The 18,490-nt window shown below is 58.6% G+C and carries 17 protein-coding genes; 6 read left to right on the forward strand and 11 right to left on the reverse strand.

Annotated elements, in window-relative coordinates:
- Positions 1–43 precede the first annotated feature (43 nt).
- The 4 genes from HMPREF3101_RS02810 to dapB form a co-directional block, all read right to left on the reverse strand.
- Positions 44–2,134 (reverse strand): ribonuclease J, encoded by a 2,091-nt coding sequence (locus HMPREF3101_RS02810; RefSeq protein WP_070462410.1) that lies wholly within the window; start codon positions 2,132–2,134, stop codon positions 44–46.
- A gap of 2 nt (positions 2,135–2,136) precedes the next feature.
- Complete coding sequence (gene dapA / locus HMPREF3101_RS02815; protein ID WP_070462411.1) at positions 2,137–3,045, reverse strand: 4-hydroxy-tetrahydrodipicolinate synthase; 909 nt, start codon at positions 3,043–3,045, stop codon at positions 2,137–2,139.
- An 86-nt stretch (positions 3,046–3,131) separates the two neighbouring features.
- Positions 3,132–3,881: an FAD-dependent thymidylate synthase gene (gene thyX / locus HMPREF3101_RS02820; protein ID WP_070462412.1), complete on the reverse strand. Its 750-nt coding sequence runs from the start codon at positions 3,879–3,881 to the stop codon at positions 3,132–3,134.
- A gap of 3 nt (positions 3,882–3,884) precedes the next feature.
- Entirely contained in the window at positions 3,885–4,625 is a 741-nt protein-coding gene (gene dapB, locus HMPREF3101_RS02825) for a 4-hydroxy-tetrahydrodipicolinate reductase (protein ID WP_070462424.1), read from the reverse strand.
- A gap of 82 nt (positions 4,626–4,707) precedes the next feature.
- Here dapB and HMPREF3101_RS02830 point away from each other — a divergent pair, with 82 nt between their 5' ends.
- The 3 genes from HMPREF3101_RS02830 (at position 4,708) to HMPREF3101_RS02840 (ending at position 7,103) form a co-directional block, all read left to right on the forward strand.
- On the forward strand, positions 4,708–5,322 hold the full coding sequence (locus HMPREF3101_RS02830; protein ID WP_070462413.1) for an AMIN-like domain-containing (lipo)protein: 615 nt from the start codon (positions 4,708–4,710) through the stop codon (positions 5,320–5,322).
- Between the two features lie 86 nt (positions 5,323–5,408).
- Positions 5,409–6,182, forward strand: coding sequence for an NAD(P)-binding protein (locus tag HMPREF3101_RS02835; RefSeq protein ID WP_083280049.1), 774 nt, complete (start codon positions 5,409–5,411; stop codon positions 6,180–6,182).
- Positions 6,183–6,200: 18 nt separating this feature from the next.
- The gene (locus HMPREF3101_RS02840; RefSeq protein WP_070462415.1) at positions 6,201–7,103 is read left to right on the forward strand and encodes an oxygenase MpaB family protein; all 903 of its coding nucleotides are present in this window, start codon (positions 6,201–6,203) and stop codon (positions 7,101–7,103) included.
- A gap of 492 nt (positions 7,104–7,595) precedes the next feature.
- Here the strand turns inward: HMPREF3101_RS02840 and HMPREF3101_RS12250 are convergent, their stop codons facing one another.
- Together HMPREF3101_RS12250 and HMPREF3101_RS02850 are read right to left on the reverse strand one after the other, a co-directional pair.
- Entirely contained in the window at positions 7,596–8,909 is a 1,314-nt protein-coding gene (locus HMPREF3101_RS12250; RefSeq protein WP_070462416.1) for a DUF6114 domain-containing protein, read from the reverse strand.
- The gene (locus tag HMPREF3101_RS02850) at positions 8,899–9,474 is read right to left on the reverse strand and encodes a DUF6230 family protein (protein ID WP_070462417.1); all 576 of its coding nucleotides are present in this window, start codon (positions 9,472–9,474) and stop codon (positions 8,899–8,901) included. The genes HMPREF3101_RS12250 and HMPREF3101_RS02850 overlap by 11 nt, the downstream gene beginning before the upstream one ends.
- Positions 9,475–9,720: 246 nt before the next feature.
- Between HMPREF3101_RS02850 and HMPREF3101_RS02855 the strand changes: the two genes are divergently transcribed.
- Positions 9,721–10,788 (forward strand): oxygenase MpaB family protein, encoded by a 1,068-nt coding sequence (locus tag HMPREF3101_RS02855; RefSeq protein WP_083280050.1) that lies wholly within the window; start codon positions 9,721–9,723, stop codon positions 10,786–10,788.
- 117 nt (positions 10,789–10,905) lie between these two features.
- Entirely contained in the window at positions 10,906–12,486 is a 1,581-nt protein-coding gene (locus HMPREF3101_RS02860) for a succinic semialdehyde dehydrogenase (RefSeq protein ID WP_070462425.1), read from the forward strand.
- Here HMPREF3101_RS02860 and HMPREF3101_RS02865 read toward each other — a convergent pair.
- The 4 genes from HMPREF3101_RS02865 to HMPREF3101_RS02880 form a co-directional block, all read right to left on the reverse strand.
- Positions 12,483–14,762: a polyribonucleotide nucleotidyltransferase gene (locus HMPREF3101_RS02865; RefSeq protein ID WP_070462418.1), complete on the reverse strand. Its 2,280-nt coding sequence runs from the start codon at positions 14,760–14,762 to the stop codon at positions 12,483–12,485. The two genes, HMPREF3101_RS02860 and HMPREF3101_RS02865, sit on opposite strands and share 4 nt — an antisense overlap.
- Before the next feature lie 218 nt (positions 14,763–14,980).
- Positions 14,981–15,250 carry a 30S ribosomal protein S15 gene (gene rpsO, locus HMPREF3101_RS02870; RefSeq protein ID WP_070462419.1) on the reverse strand — a complete coding sequence of 90 codons (270 nt, stop codon included), beginning with the start codon at positions 15,248–15,250 and terminating at the stop codon, positions 14,981–14,983.
- Positions 15,251–15,353: 103 nt separating this feature from the next.
- Entirely contained in the window at positions 15,354–16,316 is a 963-nt protein-coding gene (locus HMPREF3101_RS02875; protein WP_070462420.1) for a nucleoside hydrolase, read from the reverse strand.
- 11 nt (positions 16,317–16,327) lie between these two features.
- The gene (locus tag HMPREF3101_RS02880) at positions 16,328–17,299 is read right to left on the reverse strand and encodes a bifunctional riboflavin kinase/FAD synthetase (RefSeq protein ID WP_246816618.1); all 972 of its coding nucleotides are present in this window, start codon (positions 17,297–17,299) and stop codon (positions 16,328–16,330) included.
- A gap of 30 nt (positions 17,300–17,329) precedes the next feature.
- On the opposite strand from HMPREF3101_RS02880, the gene truB reads away from it, so the two are divergent.
- Positions 17,330–18,217, forward strand: a complete 888-nt coding sequence (truB, locus tag HMPREF3101_RS02885; protein WP_070462422.1) for a tRNA pseudouridine(55) synthase TruB — start codon at positions 17,330–17,332, stop codon at positions 18,215–18,217.
- 21 nt (positions 18,218–18,238) lie between these two features.
- Here the strand turns inward: truB and HMPREF3101_RS02890 are convergent.
- On the reverse strand, positions 18,239–18,490 hold a 252-nt coding region (locus HMPREF3101_RS02890), incomplete at its 5' end, for a 3-hydroxyacyl-CoA dehydrogenase family protein (protein ID WP_246816619.1).

Below are 18,490 nucleotides of genomic sequence, written 5' to 3' on the forward strand. Positions count from 1 at the left end.
TTTTTTGTGGGCCTAAGGGGGTAGAACGTGCATCATTTAAGGGTTACAGCGACTCGCGAGATGCCTTCACGTCATCGTCATCAACTGGGTCGAGGTCGGCAGCCATTGGGACGATAGTTGGCAAAATCACCGGCTCACGCTTGTACTTCTGCGCAATGGCACGGCCGACCTTACGGCGCAGCTGCTGCACCATACGCATCGCGTCATTCTCACCCTGAGCAGCCAAGTCATCCATCACTGCCTCAACAGCTTCGACGAGCTTCTTGTTGAACTCACGGTCATCATCAGACCAACCAGTGGTAGACACAGTTGGTGACTGCAGGAGTCGGCCCGTGCGATCATCAATCACACACGTGATGGACAACGCACCACCTGCAGCCAGCGAAGTACGATCCGCCAGCACATCCAGGTCCACATCACCCATGGTTTCGCCATCAACATAGAGCTGGCCCACCTGGTACTGGCCCACAACCTTGATCTTGCCCTTGGTCATGTCCACAACCACACCGTTTTGTGCAAGTGCGGTGTTCTCTGGGCGCACGCCGGTAGAAATAGCAAGTTCCTTGTTGGCACGCATGTGACGCCACTCGCCGTGCACCGGCATCGCGCACGTAGGACGTGCAGCGTTGTACAGCGCAAGCAGTTCACCCGCATAACCGTGGCCAGAGGCGTGGACGTGTGCTTCCGCATTGGTGATCACGTTCGCACCGATCTGGGCGAGGTTGTTGATCACCGCGAAGACTGCTTCCTCGTTGCCCGGGATGAGCGAGGAGGAGAAGATGATCGTGTCACCATCACGAATCGTGATCTGGCGGTGCTCACGGCGCGACAAACGGCTCAGTGCTGCCATTGGCTCACCCTGCGTACCAGTGGTGATCAGTACCGTCTTGTGCGGGGCCATCTTGGCGGCCTCGTCGATCGGGATGATGGTACCCTTCGGAGCCTTGAGCAGGCTCATCTTCTCCGCAATCTCCATGTTGCGCATCATGGAACGGCCGTTGAACGCCACCTTCCGGTTGTTCGCCACAGCAGCATTAATAGCCATCTGAACACGCGCCACGTTGGAGGCGAAAGACGAGATCACAACACGCTGGCGAGCCTGGCTCACCAAACGGGTCAGGGTTTCCTCAATGCCCGCCTCCGAGGAAGAAATACCCGGAATAGTGGCGTTAGTGGAGTCACACATGAACAGGTCGATGCCCTCATCGCCGTAGCGAGCAAGGGCCGGGACATCCGTGGGCTTGCCGTCATACGGCGTCTGGTCCAACTTCACGTCACCAGTCATGACAACGTGGCCGGCACCAGTCTTGATGGACACACCCAAGCACTCCGGAATGGAGTGGTTCACGTGCCAGAAGCGCACGCGGAACGGTCCGACATTGATGTCAGAGTCCTTGTTTACCTCATGCAGCTTCGGACGCTGGCGGTGCTCCTGCGTCTTTGCAGCAATCAGCGCGTTGGTGAAGCGGGATGCGTAAATCGGGATATCATGACGCAGCTTCAGCAGCCACGGGATCGCACCAATGTGGTCCTCGTGGCCGTGGGTAACAATCAGCGCCTCGATCTTGTCCAGCTTGTTTTCAATCGGACCAAAATCAGGCAGCACCAAGTCCACCCCCGGCTCACCAGAGTTCGGGAACAGCACGCCACAGTCCACAACCAGCAGGCGGCCGTTGTACTCGAAGACGGTCATGTTTCGACCAACCTCGGAAATACCACCAAGCGCGTAGATCCGCAGCGTGTTGTTCGCCGGCTTCGGCGGTGCTGGCAGACGCTTGGTCAGGTCAGCACCCTGCATCGACTTCATTGGGTTACGACGCTCACCGCGACCCTCGCCACCGTGATTGCCACCACGACCGCGGCCGCGACGGCGGCGACCATTGCCACTGCCGTGATTTTGGCTCTGGTTCTGGCTCTGGCCCTGGCCACCCTTGTTGCCATTGCTATTTCCGCCGTTATTTCCGCCGTTGTTTCCGCCACGGCCGCCGCCGTTGGTGTTGTTATCTACACCAAAATCGCCGCCCTCTTGGGCGGCTGGGGTATCAGGTGCCTGGAATACGGGCTGCTGGTCTGCAGCCTCCGGCGGCCCGGCTTTGCGCGTAACTTTGCGTGCGCGGTTACGGGGTTCATTCATATTTAGAGGACTCCAACTTTCTCCATGTCATGTCGGAGCGCCGCAACCTGTGCCTCGGTCGCCGGTGCGACTGGCAGGCGGGGATCTCCGACCTCAATGCCCTGCAAACGCAAGGCTGCTTTCGCGAATGTGACACCACCCATTACAGCCTGATGGTGTGCTAGCACGTTAATGATGTTGGCGTTAATCTCCCTCGAACGGGCGAGGTCGCCAGCCTCAAAACTTGTGAGCAATTCCCGCAGAGCACGCGGCGCCGCGTGCCCCACCACGGAGATAAAGCCAGTCGCACCCATTGCTAACCACGGCAGGTTCAACGGGTCATCGCCCGAGTACCAAGCAAGGTCAGTGCCTTGGATCAGTGCCGACGCCTCCGCGAAGTTACCCTTCGCATCCTTGACTGCCTGCACGGTCTCCAGCTCGGCGAGGCGTGTGATCACGCTTCCGTCAATAGGAATGCCAGAACGGCCCGGAATGTCATACAGACAGATCGGCAAATCCGTCGCACCTGCAACTGCCGCGAAGTGAGCGTAGACGCCCTCCTGCGAAGGCTTGGAATAATACGGGGTGACTACCAAAAGGGCGTCAGCGCCAGCATCTGCAGACGCTTTCGCCAGCTCAATCGTACTAGCCGTACTGTTCGTGCCCGCGCCAGCGATCAGCTTGGCACGGTCGCCCACTTCCTCCTTGACCGCCTGAAGTAAAGCGACCTTTTCTTCAGTGGTGGTGGTTGGGGATTCACCGGTTGTGCCGGCGAGGACTAGTGCGTCCAGCCCATTGTCCACAAGGTGGGCAGCCAACCTGCGCCCGGCTGCGAGATCGAGTTTGCCGTCTTCATCAAACGGAGTGACCATCGCGACACAGGCGGTGCCGAACGTCTCAGCGCCGCGGTTAGCTATCAATGATGTGCCCATGGGCCAATAGACTACCCTGTTTCACTCCCGAGTTTGGACAAGAGCACACCAACAGCGGGCAAGTTCTTCCACAAATCGTGCCTGATTTATACGTAAGGACTGGTAGCCATGCGCGTACCATCAGCCAATTCGCTGATCAGAAAATCGCTAAACAGCACTGGCGAGGCCTCTTGCAAAAGCTTCAGGCACGCAATAGCCAACGTGCGAATCTCCACGTCAGCGTGCTCGGAGGCGCGTGCGGCAATGAATTCGCGCCACGCCCGGAAGTTACCGGTGGCCACGAAGCGGGTCTCAGTGGCGTTTGGCAAGATTGCGCGCGCAGCCTGACGTGCTTTCTTCGCTCGCAACAGGGCGTTCGGCTCGCTCGCCAAGTTTTCCTCTAAGGCGTGCAGCAACTCGTCGTGAACAAAACGAGCCTCATCTACCGCGGCAAGGAACATGCGGTGCAACGACTCATCTTCTGCAATAACGTCCGGCACAATGACTTCCCCATCACCGGAGTGCACGAAGCGCTGTGACAGCTGTGAGAAGGACAAGTGTCTGTGACGCAAAAGTTCATTGCCGGCAGCACGCGAAAGCCCACGGATATAGACAGTTGCGGTTGCGTGTTCTAACAGTGCGTCATGCCCGACATCAATGATGTGGCGAAGATACGCGTCATTTGCTCGAGTGTGCGGGTTAGGTTTGTCCCAGGTTTCGTAGCACGCCCTACCAGCGAACTCCACGATGGCTTCCGCGTCTGTGGCCTCCGCATCTACCTCCCAGTCCACGCCAGTTGGCATAGAGAATTGGGAGGTGGCAATGAGCTGCACGTCAAGCTTTGATTCCACGGCCATGTGTTACAGCCCCAGGTAGGTGTCTAGGCCGATAGTCAAGCCCGGGTGGTCTGCTACCTGGCGGACACCAGTGAGCACACCTGGCACGAAGGACTCGCGACCGTAGGAATCCTGACGAATGGTCAGGGACTGATCCGTGGTGCCAAAGATCACTTCCTCGTGCGCCACCATGCCGGTCATGCGCACAGCGTGGACCTGGACACCATCCACGTTCGCCCCGCGTGCACCCTCAAGGGACTGCTCCGTCGCATCCGGCATGGGGGCCATTGATGCTTCACGACGCGCCGCCGCGATCCCCTGTGCCGTCTTAAACGCAGTGCCGCTTGGCGCATCGAGTTTGTTCGGGTGGTGATACTCCACAACCTCAGCGGACTCAAAAAACGGTGCTGCCTGCTTGGCAAAGGCCATGGTTAACACAGCAGAGATGGCGAAGTTTGGCGCAATGAGCACACCGACGCCGTCAGACGCGGCACACCACTTGCGCACCTGCTCGTAGCGAGCCTCATCAAACCCCGTGGTACCCACCACGCAGTGAATGCCATTGGAAATGCAAAACTCCAGATTGGCCATCACGGCGTTCGGGGTTGTGAAATCCACAATGACTTCTGCCCCAGCGTCAACGAGCTGTTCAAGGCTATCCCCCTGGCCAATTTCGGCGACTAGCTCCAGATCTTCGGCCGCGTTAACGCCCGCGACAACCGCCGAACCCACGCGCCCCTTCGCGCCAAGAACGCCAACTTTCACCGTCTTTTTCACCGTTGTTTCCACAGCCACGTTGCCTCCGCTTCTATATGGTTGAGGTATGAACAGAGCGTTGATAAGCATAATGCTCCTGCTTCCGCTGGCGTTGAGCGCCTGCACACAGTCGGTAGCCCCGGAGCCAACCCCGCAGGCCGTGACGCAGGAAAACGTGACCACTACGCGTAGCACCACGGAGCAACCGACCACCTCGGTTGCAACGAAGGAAGCAACCGTCGTACAACCTGCAAACAACGCCCAGGCGCAGAGTGTGTTTACACAGGATCGTGTGATGCTGGCTTCCCAGGGCTACCCGGAACTTGTGATTCAGGACGTGCGCGCTGGCACTCACGCTGAGGTAGATCGGGTGGTGTTCGAATACTCCGGAACTGGCCTGCCTGGCGTGATCGCGGCCTATAACCCGGATCCTCGTCAACAGGCCTCGGGACTGCCGATGGAGGTCCCTGGCAACGCGTTTCTGGAGATCATGATCCAAGGCACCCCGATGGCGATGATGAGTCCGCGTGAAGATCTTCTGGCAGGCGGACCAGTTGGCGTCGGCGCAGGACACGTGATTAACGTCGTGCACGGTGGCGTGTTCGAGGCAGATACGCAATACGTCATCGGCCTTGACCAGCAGCTGCCGTTCCACGTGTACGTGTTGGAAAACCCGACTCGCGTCGTGGTTGATTTTCAGCGTTAATTATTTAGCGCTAAAAGGCCACACAGCCGTTGCTGCCTCATTTATGATCTAAGAAATTTCAAGGATTGCATTTCGAGGTGCCACCTATGTTCAAACCTTACCGACGCCCCACTGTGGCAGTAATTGGCGCAGGCGTAGCCGGATCGAGCGCAGCCGCAGAATGTGCGTTCTCAGGATTCGATACTGTGCTGTTTGAGAGACGCAACGTCATCGGGGGACGCTTCCTTGATCCTGGTGCTCAGGATGTGTCCCGCCGCTACCACCACCGCACGCCGTATTTGAAGATCACGCGCACGGACGGTTCGCCCGCATCGATGGTCAAACACCTCACGGCACCCGTAAAGGCCAGCGGCGCTGTCTTTCGCGGCTCCACTGAGGTCACCGCTGCACATTTTGATGAGCCGGAAGGCAAATGGGTCCTGACCGTTGTCGGCCCGGACGGCACAGAAACGCAAGAATCCTTCGACGTGCTGGTGCGCGCCACCGGGGAACCTTCACCGTGGATCGAGGTTCCCGGTCGGAAGAACCAGAACGTCGACGAGTTATATCTGCACCACGGCGTTGAAGTTGTTGGCCCGCCGAACCTGCTGTTTGTAGACGGTCCGCATGCCTCCGATGCGCGCCTAAAGGGAAAGTCCATGGCGGTAGCCGAGGCACGTGCAGATTACTGCCGCCGCTACGTACGCCAGCTGGAAATCCGCGGGCCAGGTGCCATCACTGTCAAACAGGATCGGTGGTTGGTCCAGCCGGGAATGCTCAGCGGCCTCAAATCAGTTCTGCAGGAGTTCGACGCGTACCCGCACGCGTTTAAGCAGGCATCAAACTATGTCCAAGAAGACCGCCGGGCAGCACGCCACTAACCCACGAAGGAGATCCAGATGACCGCCCTTGATCCAACGTCCACTGCTAAACGCACGCGCGACCACGCCGACTTTGACAACCTCCCACCGCTTGGCCCGGACTCAATTTTATGGGACCGTTTTGGTGATTGGCGCTCCCTGTTTGTGGCGCTCTCAGCCGGTCTGCTCCAGATCGCGCAGAAGGACATTAGCCGCTCGTTGGTCCAGCAGTCCAACGTCTTTGACAATGAGGTAGCCCGCCTCGTACGCAGTGCATTCCCCATCATCCGCACGGTCTACGAAGGTCCTGAGGTTGGCGCAATGATCCGTGATTTTCACAAGAACGTCAAAGGTACCCACCCGGACGGTTCTCGCTACCACTCGCTAAACCCCGAGGTGTACTACTGGGCACACGCAACCTTCACGGTTATGCCGCTGCTTTTGGAGGGCAAGCTTTCCCCAGCTATGACGGCGAAGGAAAAGGAGCAGTACTTCCAGGAGTCCCGCACCTGGTACACCTTCTACGGTGTTGCAGAACCCGAGGGAGCACCGACAACGTACAACGAGTACGTGGAATACATGGACCGCATGTATGACACCCTCGGCCCCAGCGAAACGATTGATCGTTCCCGCATTGTCAACGGTTTGACTTTAGACCCGCCCACGCCGGATGTTCCGCGCTGGCTGTGGAAGCCGATTGCCCCATTTGCCGGCAAGCTGCTGCTGTGGGCCGCGATCGGTCTGCTGCCTACCAAGGTGCGCGACGTTGTGGGCTTGGAGTGGACTGACAAAGACGAGCGCCGTCTGAACTTGTTTGCTCGTGGCACCCGCACACTGTTTGCGGTATTGCCGCGTAAGGCACGCATGGTCCCAATTGTCACCCGCGCATTCGACCGGGTGGAAGCCACCGGGCAGGTGCTCCTGCCGCAGAGCCCGAAGTAGTTCTCGGCGCGACAGTCACAGCTAGAGCCTTTAGGCTGTTGGCTAGAACTCAAGCTTCGTCTCGGCCGCCCGTGACCTCGTTGCATATCTCTGCAGCAAGCCCAGATTCGCTGACTCCCAACAAGCGGCGCGAACACGATACACAGATCAACCCTCGCACGGATCGGTGAGCTGATCTTCCGGCGTAGCGAGGAAGATGATGACGACACTATTTCTTACTACACCGCCCCCGTCCTGGTGATGCCCCCGATGGGTCACTCACGCAAGGGACGACTGGGCAGTTCACTACATCGAGTCAGAAGGAGCACCAGAAGAATGGCTGCGTGCTTGCAAGCGGCCCGGATACAGCCATTGTTGATTTCCACCGCAACAACGGTTGGTTCCTAGTGGACTACCGCGCCGATACCGCTACTCCAAATCGACACCCCACAGCTAGAACTGCAGCATGGTCTGCGCAACGTGAACATTGAAGCGGCGCTCGCGGCCGACTCTTTAGCGGCCAACGCTCAGGCGCACTGCCGGTGCATTGAAACTCATGCCGTAAAGGCTGACCATCTCTAGGGTTACATTGCGCAGCGAGATCTCATTCATCACAGCATCTGGCACGTTCACCTGCGGCACAGGGTTTGCCGTGGGGATGCCAAGCTGATCAAGCACAGTGCCGACGGTGCCGCCGAGGTTGATAGCAACCGGCAGCGTCGGTGTTGCGGATACTGCGGGCGTTGCGGACAGGCCCGTAGCAATGACGCGCACCGGCCCATTGGACACTGTTGTAGTCACAGGCCCTGTGGAGAGCAGCCCCTTGGCATTCGGGCCGGGAATGCCCAGGGTCAGATTGTTGGCTACCAATCGGTCGCCGGTGAGGATCAGTGCGCGCTTGGGTGCGCCGGCAACCTGGATGTCTTCGAGTGTGACGCGAACGTTGCCAAGTATGGACACACTGTCAGCGGTGACAATGCTTGTGCCTGCAGATGGTGTCGGCTTGCCTGGTGGCGGCACCACCTCAGTTGCCGGCGAGATCACTTCCCCGACACCGGGAACCGTCAAAGAATCCGGGATGGGCAGGTGCGGCGGCGGTAGCGGCACCGGCGGCGCTATCTCAGGCAGTGAAAGCGTCGGAAGAGCTAGCTCTGGCACTGCAAGATCTGGCAGAGGCGGAATGAGCGCCTCAATTCCCGGCCCTACGTGTGCTTGTTCAGACTCAGATGCAGGTGGTGTTTCCTGGGCGTAGACCGTCCGGAAATCTGCAAGACTCAACGCACAAACCCCAACGCAGACCAGCGCTGTTACCATTGCCTGTACGTGATTCTCTTTCCGTTTGCTTCGAGGTTTGCGCTCCACGTTTTCCCACGCGATAGCCAATGAACCGCCGACAATGCCAGTGAGCGTGCCCACTACAAAACCGCCGATGTTGGATGTCGGCAACGCCACCAATGCGACCAGAATGCTGAGTACGCCAAGGTAGACCACCGCCGCAGGCTGCAGCCACATCCCTAAGCCGAACATGATCAAGAGCGCACCAATGAGCAGCGTAGATACACCCGAGATGGTGGAGATCATCACCAGCAGATCTGAGATCTGAATGGTGAAATATGCAGGCGCAAGCATGATAATGCCAGAAATAATCACCAGCAGGCCGGGCCAAAACGGGCGCGACTTGCGCCATGCGGCAAAGGCCTCACGGCGTGTTGGCGTCTCCCCCTCGTCCTGGACTACCGCTTCGGCGCTCGCTTCGCTTTGCGTTTCATCGTCGCCAATAAAAGCGTCCAGGTCATCCCAGTCATCTGCCGAGGAATCAGCACGCATTCTCGCGTCCCTTCTTCACTGACACGGTCACACCCTTGGCGGATAACTTCTTGGCACCAACAGCGGTCGCACGGATCTTCTCGGCGCTGAGCGTCACGCCGTTCGAGTGAAGCCCCCAAGCCCCAACGTTTGCAGACGGAATGACCTGGGAGGCATCTATGCCGACCGCCGCGTCCGTGAGGTTGAGTGAGCCCTCAATATCACTGGCCCCCACAAGCAGGTCGGTGACTTCAACACTGCCATCACCGGCCGCAATGAGCTGCAATGTGCCCTCGCCCACACCGGGAATGCTTGGCAAGGTCGCCGACAGGCACAGGTTTGAGGCAAGCGCGTGCCCAAACCTCAGGCGGGCTACCGGAATGTTGTCCCCTGCCATATCCTCGCTGTCCATAAACAGCGCGAAATCCTCGCCCGTGAGGTGCGTCATGCTGACGGTAAAAAATGTCCCTGACAGTGCCAGGTTTGCAGTCAGCCCGCCTTGCGCAACGGCAACGCCCGTGGCACCGAACGCGAGAAGGCTTGTGCCGAGTGCCGCGGCCAGCTTTACGCCATTAATTCTCCCCATGGGACTTCCTTTCTCAAGGACACATCTGGTACACAGCCTCACGGCAAACGCACGAAGCCTTTTGTTACCTGCAACACACTAACATGGCAACTCACTTCACATCACAATTTTTCAATTTTTATGAACCACAACTTCTGCGCTGGCCAGGCCCAGATTTTAAAATTGTGATTTCCAATGCATGGGTAGTACTCGTGTGTTAGCGTTCACAATCAGTCGGCCATGTAAGGACATAGAAGGAAGCTGGAGATGACTAACGCACAGTCTGCCGGTAGCAAAGAATCCCCGGTAAGTGAGTACAACGAGGACGCGGTGCCTGAAGGTGGCGTAAGCACGGACTTCAATACCCTCGGCAAGTTCGACAACACTGCCAGCCGCGGCAAGCGCGAACTGAAGCGCGCACCGCTCGGCCCCGATTCCCTGCTGTGGAAGTGGGGTTCTGACAACCGCATTCAGCTTTTGCGCGGCTACACTGGCGTGTTGCAGAACATGCATCCTGCGATTGGTCAGTCACTACTTGATCACTCGAAGTTCTTCGAGGAGCCGTTTTCCCGCCTTGAGCGTTCGACCCCACAGATCATCTACTCGATTTATGACGACGGGACGCGCGCCAAGCAAATCCGCGATTACCACCACGGCATTAAGGGCACGCTGCGCGACGGTACCCGCTACCACTCCTTAAACCCGGACGTGTACTGGTGGGCGCACGCCACCTTCGTATGGCGCGTGATCTGGGCCCAAGAGCTGTTTGGTACCCCATTTACCCGCGAAGAAAAAGAGCAGATCATCCAAGAAGGTGTCACCTGGTGGGACATGTACGGCATGTCTGAGCGCCCGGTAATTGACAACCTCGACGGCTACATCGAGTACTTCAAGAACATGGAAGACACCGTCTTGGAGCGCAACGAAACTGTGGACTTCGCACTGCGAACCGCACGCGTGGAGCCAGTGACCCCACCAGACGGCGTGCCGCAGGCAGTGTGGAACGTGATCTGGAAGCCAATCATGCGCTCGGTCATCTGGATGACCTACGGCACTTTGAACGACAAGCAGCGTGAGATCCTGGATCTGGACTGGACTGCGAAGGATCAGAAGCGTTTTGACCGCATTGCTAACTTCATCCGCAAGGTTTTTGACAAACTACCGGAAGACAAACGCTACATGGAGCCGGGTCGCAGCATGATGATCAAAAACGGCATGATCGAAGGCGAATACAAGGAGCCGAAGCTGGCGGCACCGTACGGACACGGCGAGGAGCCTGAGGACAACACCGAGGGTGAATCCAAGGACGCTCGCTCTGGCGGTTGCCCAGTCTAAGCCATTCGCCGCCATTTCGCCCCAGTACCGCTGACACTAACTCACCGTGTCAGCATGTGCTTGGGGCGTTTTGCTCCCCCAGCCCGCAGATTCAACACTCGAGAGAAAACATCAATGATTCCAAAACGCCTTCAAGAACGCCCGCTGCCGGAAGAATTTGCCCGCAAGCTTTTAGTTCACTCCACCAACGCCAAGTCTGGTTCCTTGGCAACCGGTGAGCTGCATGAGGTCTACTCCCCCTACTTCACTGAGCCTTTGGGCCATGTTGGCGTCGGCTCCGTCGAAGACGTGGAGAAAGCCTTCGAGCTTGCCCGCCGCGCGCAACAGCAGTGGCAGGAACGCCCGATTGCTGCACGTGCTCGCGTGATCAAGCGTTTCCACGATTTGGTGAACAAGCACAGCGACCTTTTGGCGGACATTGTGCAGCTGGAGACAGGCAAGGACCGCACCGCCGCCTATGACGAAGTGTTGGACGTGATGAACAACGCTCGCTACTACGCCAACAACGCAGAAAAGTTCCTAGCCACCTCCAGCAAAGCCGGTGCGTTTCCGGTGATCACCAGCACCACGCAGCAGCGTGTGCCCAAGGGCGTTGTGGGCCAGATCAGCCCGTGGAACTATCCACTGGCGCTTGGTGTCTCCGATGCGATTGCGGCGCTACTCGCGGGCAACGGCATCGTTGCTAAGCCGGACTGGCAAACACCGTTTTCAAACCTGATCGCGCTGCACCTTTTGCTTAACGCCGGCTTGCCACATGACCTGTTTCAAATTGTCACAGGCTCAGGCACCGTTGTTGGCCAGGCGATCGCGCAGCGGTGTGATTACCTCATGTTCACTGGATCCACGGCAACCGGAAAACTTTTGGGCAAGGTTGTCGGCGAACGGCTTGTGGGCTACTCCGCTGAGCTGGGCGGCAAAAACCCGATGATCATCGCACCCGATACAGACATTGCCAAGCATATTGACACTATTGCCACGGCCTGTTTTTCCAACTCCGGCCAGCTGTGCGTCTCCATCGAGCGCATCTACGCGCACACCGACATTTACGACGAATTTCTGCACGCATTCAAAGCAGCTACCGAAAAACTCACCCTGGGAACGGGACTGAACTGGAACTACAACATGGGCTCGTTGATCAACCAAGACCAGCTCGAACGCGTTTCGGCTTTTGTGGATGACGCGGTGGCAAAAGGCGCAACCGTTGTCACAGGCGGCAAAGCCCGACCAGATGTGGGGCCCTACCACTTCGAACCAACCGTACTGACGGATCTTGGCTCGGGCACAGAACTGGAAACTGAGGAGGTTTTTGGGCCCGTGGTCTACGTGCAGCGGGTGGACAACCTCGAAGAGGCCGTGGAACTGGCAAATGACACCAACTACGGGCTTAACGCCTCAGTCTTTGGTGCCACGGCCACCGCCAAGCGGCTGGCGCTGCAGATAGAGTCCGGCAGCGTGACAATTAACGACGGCTACGCCGCCACCTGGGCTTCCATCTCCACCCCACTGGGCGGAGTGAAAGAATCCGGCATGGCGCGCCGCCACGGGCCGGAAGGCCTAACCAAGTACACCGAGGTTAAAAACATCGCCCAGCAACGCATCATGCCGATGCGTGGCCCGAAGCAGCTGCCGGGCAAATACTACGGCAGGCTTATGACCACGGCACTTGCCATGGGCAAGAAGCTGAAATTCCTGCCCTAGTTGTCCTCGACCAGAACAAGGGAGATCTTGCCGCGGTTATCAATATCGCGGATCTCCACCTCAACCTTGTCGCCCACGTTGATGACATCCTCCACGTTCTCCACGCGGGTGTTGCCACCCAAGTTGGAGATGTGGATCAGACCATCAGTGCCCGGAAGGATAGACACGAACGCACCGAACGCCACGGTCTTGACCACGGTACCCAGGTAACGCTCGCCAACCTTCGGCAGCTGCGGGTTCGCAATCGCGTTGATCTTCTCAATCGCCGCGTCAGCTGCAGAGCCCTGGGCAGCGGAGACGTAGATCGTGCCGTCATCCTCGATCGTGATATCCGCGCCAGTGTCCTCCGTAATGGAGTTGATGGTCTTGCCCTTCGGACCGATAACCTCACCAATCTTGGACACCGGCACCTTCACAGTGGTGATCTTCGGCGCCAGCTCATTCATCTCATCCGGCTGGTCAATGACCTCAGCCATAGTATCCAGGATGGTCTCACGAGCCTCACGTGCCTGGTTCAGCGCACTTGCCAACACGTCAGACGGGATTCCGTCCAGCTTGGTGTCCAGCTGCAAAGCCGTAATGAACTCACGGGTACCGGCAACCTTGAAGTCCATGTCACCAAACGCATCCTCTGCACCAAGGATGTCGGTCAGTGCCACGTACTTGGTCTTGCCGCCCACCTCACCAGAAACAAGACCCATAGCAATGCCAGCAACCGGTGCTGCCAGCGGCACACCGGCGTTGTACAGCGACAACGTGGAGGCACACACAGAGCCCATGGAGGTCGAACCGTTGGACCCCAGCGCCTCAGAAACCTGGCGGATGGTGTACGGGAACTCCTCACGTGACGGGATCACCGGCAGCAGAGCGCGCTCTGCAAGCGCGCCGTGGCCGATCTCGCGGCGCTTCGGAGAACCCACGCGCCCGGTCTCGCCTGTGGAGTACGGCGGGAAGTTGTAGTGGTGGATGTAGCGCTTGGACGTCTCCGGGGTCAAGGAGTCGATGTGCTGCTCCATCTTCAGCATGTCCAGGGTGGTCACACCCAGGATCTGGGTCTCACCACGCTCAAACAGCGCAGAGCCGTGTGCACGCGGGATGAGCTCCACCTCAACCTCAAGGTCACGGATGTCGGTGACCCCACGGCCGTCGATACGGAATCCCTCCGAGAGGATCTTATCGCGCACAATCTGCTTCTGCAGCGCGTTGTATGCGGCCCGGATCTCCTTGGAGGCGGCAGCCATCTCGTCCTTCTCGTCATCGTCGATGTCGAGCTTGTCAAAGAGGTACTCCTCGACCTCTTCCATGAACGCGTTGGACTCGTCCTCACGCTCCTGCTTTGCAGCGATCGTCATGATCTTGGACAGACGCTTGGCAGCCTTCTTCTCCACTGCCTCAAACACCTTGTCCGAGTACGGCGGGAACAGCAGAAACTCCTTGGCTTCCTTCGCTGCTTCCTGAGCAAGCGCGGTCTGTGCCTCGCACAGAGTCTTAATGTACGGCTTAGCAGCCTCCAGGCCCTGGGCCACGGTCTCCTCGGTAGGTGCCGGGAACCCGTCCTTGACCAGCTTGACCACGTTAGCGCCGGCACCGGCCTCCACCATCATGATGGCAACGTCCTGCTCAGTCCTGCGGCCACGCTTCTTTTCCACGATGCGGCCGGCAACCACCATCTCGAATAGTGCACGCTCGTGCTGTGCGTGGTTCGGGAACGCGACCCACTGGCCTTCAGGGTGCTTGTCATCAGCAATCAACGCCATACGCACGCCGCCAACCGCGCCGGAAACCGGCAGGCCAGAAAGCTGCGTTGCAGCAGAAGAACCGTTGATGGCCACAACATCGTAGTACTCCTCCGGGTCCATGGACAGCACGGTGACCACAACCTGCACCTCGTTGCGCAGACCCTTCACAAAGGTCGGGCGCAGCGGACGGTCGATTAGGCGGCATGCCAGGATCGCCTCAGTGGATGGGCGACCTTCACGACGGAAGAAAGAGCCCGGGATCTTGCCCGCAGCGTACATACGCTCCTCAACGTCAACGGTCAGCGGGAAGAAGTCGAAGCCCTCGCGCGGCTGGTTCGATGCGGTGACCGTGGTCAGCATCATCGTGTCATCATCCAGGTACGTGGTTACGGACCCGTCTGCCTGGCGTGCCAGCTGGCCGGTTTCAAAACGGATGGTGCGGGAACCGAAGTCACCGTTATCAATGGTGGCTACGGCCTCAGTAATGCCGTAGTCCTCGTCCACAAAAACATCGAAGGAGTTTTTGGGTTTAAACATGCGAAGTAATCCTCTTTTCCGGCGATCATCGGTGCCGCCCTGGGTGTTTTCGTACAACAACAGGCTATCGTAGCAGGTGGCTACGAAAACGTAGAGGTCATGCGCCCCGCCAAGGCAGTGATTCACGTCGCAGCTTCAAAAACGCAAAAACCGGCACCCCAGGAAGGGATACCGGTTGAAGCTATAAAGCCGAGAGCCGAAAACTAGCGGCGCACCGTTTAGCGGCGCAGGCCCAAGCGAGCAATAAGCTCACGGTAACGCTCAACGTTGTTCTCGCGCAGGTACTTCAGCAGACCACGGCGGCGACCAACCAGAAGCAGCAGGCCACGACGGGAGTGGTGGTCGTGCTTGTGGAACTTCAGGTGCTCGGTCAGGTTGTTGATGCGCTCGGTCAGCAGCGCAACCTGTGCCTCCGGGGAGCCAGTGTCGGTCTCGTGCAGGCCGTACTCCTTGAGGATGTCAGCCTTCTTCTCAGTGGACAGTGCCATGAGTGTTCTCCTTGGTTATTTCAGTTCGCGCTCGAAATAAAGTCTTTTGTCGCGCCGTGACTGCCGCGAACCACAGTCAAATGACGCTAGACCTCGAAAGAGACTACACCACCGGAGTAGACAGAGCCAAAACGGAAAGCCGACGCATGAACTGCTCCAGGAAACCGGCAGTGTCCACCCGCACGGCAACGGCGGCGTGCTTGTCTGGGTTGTTGATCCGGGTCTCGTCACCAATCGTGCGCCCACGGGTGGGCTCTGCAGTGTCAACCTTCACGTTGATGCCAAGGGTGTCAACCAACCCTGGGTTGATCGCCACCGCGACCGCCAGCGGGTCGTGCAGCCCACAACCACCCAGGTGCGGCGAGGTCGTCTTGTAGGCGTTGATGTAGTAGTTCGAAATATCGGCCAAGAACTTGCCACCCACGGTGCCCAACTTTGTCCACTCAGCAGTTTCCTTGGTGGTCAACAGCGTCTGCAGCGTTACGTCTAGACCGATCATGGTGACGTTACGCAGCTGCCGAAACACCTTATCCGTCGCCTCCGGGTCCTGGTACACGTTGGCCTCAGACCAGCCATTGACATTGCCCGGCACGGTCAAAGCGCCACCCATCATGACAATGTTGGCGTTTTCCCGGAACACGTTAGAAGCCTCAAGTGCCGCCGCGATGGTGGTGGACGGCCCAGTTGGAACAATGACCAGCTCATCGCCGTAACGCTCCACAGACTCCACGAGGAAGTCCACAGCGCAACGCGGCTCTACCTCACGCTGAGGCTCCGGGATCTCCACGTCCCCGATGCCGTTGTTGCCGTGGATAAACGCGGAGATCTCCTGGACCGTAAATGAATCTTGCGCTGAAGCGTGGCCCGGGCCTGCAAACACCGGCACGTCCGTGCGCCCAAACAGCTGCAGGATCGCCAGCGTGTTGCGCACGGAATCCTCTACAACCACATTGCCGTACGTGCAGGTCACGCCGATAAGTTCCGCTTCCGGAGAAGCCAGTGCGTAGGCCAGTGCCAACGCATCATCAATGCCGGTGTCTAGATCCAGGATCAGCTTCATCGTCATGAAGTCAAATGTTACGCGCCTAAAATCTCTCTCACACGGGTTACGTCACGGCTCATGTTTTCTAGAAGCTCATCAACGGAGTCGAACTTCACCATGTCTCGCACCTTGGCCACAAATTCCACGCGCGCCAGGCGCTCGTACAAGTCTGCTTCGCGGTCGAGCACATAAGATTCCACGCTTCGGCGCTCATCACCAAATGTGGGGTTTGTCCCCACCGAAATCGCTGCTGGGTACGCCACACCGGGTTCCATGTCGCCTTCAAGCGCCCCATTATCAATCACGGTAAACCAGCCGGCATACACACCGTCACCAGGCAATGCTGCTGATTCCGGGGCGTACTGGTTTGCCGTGGGGTATCCCAGTTCGCGCCCACCTCGGCCTGCGCCACGCTCAACGGGCGCAACCACCGAGAAGTCGCGCCCGATGTACTCACGCGCGTCTGCCATCTTTCCTTGTGCAAGCTGATTGCGGATCGCGGTTGAGCAGATGTGGCCTTCACCGTCGCTAAGCAACTGCACTATGGTGACTGCAACCCCACGCTCATTGCACAGCTGCAGCATCATCTCCGCGGTCCCAGCCGCATCCGCCCCGAAGGTGAAGTTCTCCCCCACCAACACGTGGCGCGCGTGCAGCGCGGAAATGAGCACCTCGTCCACATACGCCTGCGGGCTGAGACCGGCAACCTCTTTACGGAAATCAATCACCAGCAAGTAGTCCACACCAAGCGCGGCGATCTGCTCCGCGCGCTGCGCAAACGGCATGAGCTGCGGCGGGGCGCTCTCGGGCGCAAAGATGGTGCGCGGGTGCGGGTCAAACGTCAACACCACACTAGGCACGCCCAGCTCACGGGCCTGCTGCACCGCCTGGGAAATCAACAGTTGGTGGCCGCGGTGCACACCATCGAACACGCCGATGGTGACCACGGTGCCGCCAGAGGATCCAAACTCCGCCGGAATGTCACTGAGGCCGCGCAAAACTTTCACTCGCAACACACTACGGCATACTTTGAAAGCATGACTGATCCCCTCGCAGCTTCCGGACTTGTCATTGTGGATAAGCCCGCCGGTCTCACTAGTCACGATGTGGTGGCTCGCCTGCGGCGCATATTCCGCACCAGGAAGGTCGGCCACGCGGGCACGCTAGACCCCATGGCCACCGGCGTGCTGGTGGCAGGCATTGAGCGTGGCACGAAGCTGCTGACTCACCTTGTTGGCGCGGATAAGGTCTACGAGACCATGATCCGCCTTGGCGCGTCTACCACCACTGATGATGCGGAGGGTGAGATCATCGCCACCGCAGATACCAGCAACATCACAGATGAGCAGATTGCCCAGGGCATTACCGCGCTCACCGGAGACATCATGCAGAAGCCGTCTGCGGTCTCTGCCATCAAGATTGACGGCAAGCGGGCCCACGAGCGTGTTCGCGCAGGTGAAAAGATAGATATACCGGCCCGCCCGGTAACTGTTCACAGCTTCACTCACACGGTTCGCCGCGGCGAGTACCTCGACATTGATGCCCAGATCCACTGCTCCTCCGGCACCTACATCCGCTCGCTCGCGCGCGACCTAGGTGCCTCCCTTGGGGTTGGAGGGCACTTGGCTGCTTTACGACGTTTAAACGTCGGCCCCTACCACGCCACCCAGGCCAAAACCCTCGAAGCGTTAGAGGCCAACCCGCAACTGACCTACTCCATGGATGAGGCGCTGAAGCTGGGCTGGCCGGTGCTTGACGTCACGCAGGAGGAATACGACGCGCTCGCCTTGGGCAAATGGCTGTCACCTCGCGGCTTAGACGGCGTCCACGTGGCCGTCGGGCCAGACGGGCGCGCAGTGGCCCTGGTGCGTGAGAAAGGCAAGCGCCTGGCCACCACGTTTGTGGCACGTCCAGCAACGCTGTAGTTTGATCTTCGTCGTAGCTTGTTAGTCGTAGATATAGAAGCCTTTGCCTGTTTTTCGACCTAGCTCGCCATTCTCAACTTTTTCTTTCAATAGTTGAGGAGGAGCAAATGCTTCTCCGAGTTGAGACTCCAAATACTCGGCAATATCGAGTCGCACGTCTAGCCCAACGACATCAGTTAAGGCCAGCGGCCCGATCGGGAATTTATAACCAAGAACCATCGCAAAATTTGACACAGCCCGTCTATACCTCGTCGCAGTTTCAGGCCACCTGCC

This window comes from Corynebacterium sp. HMSC29G08, from assembly GCF_001806875.1.
Taxonomy (GTDB): Bacteria; Actinomycetota; Actinomycetes; order Mycobacteriales; family Mycobacteriaceae; genus Corynebacterium.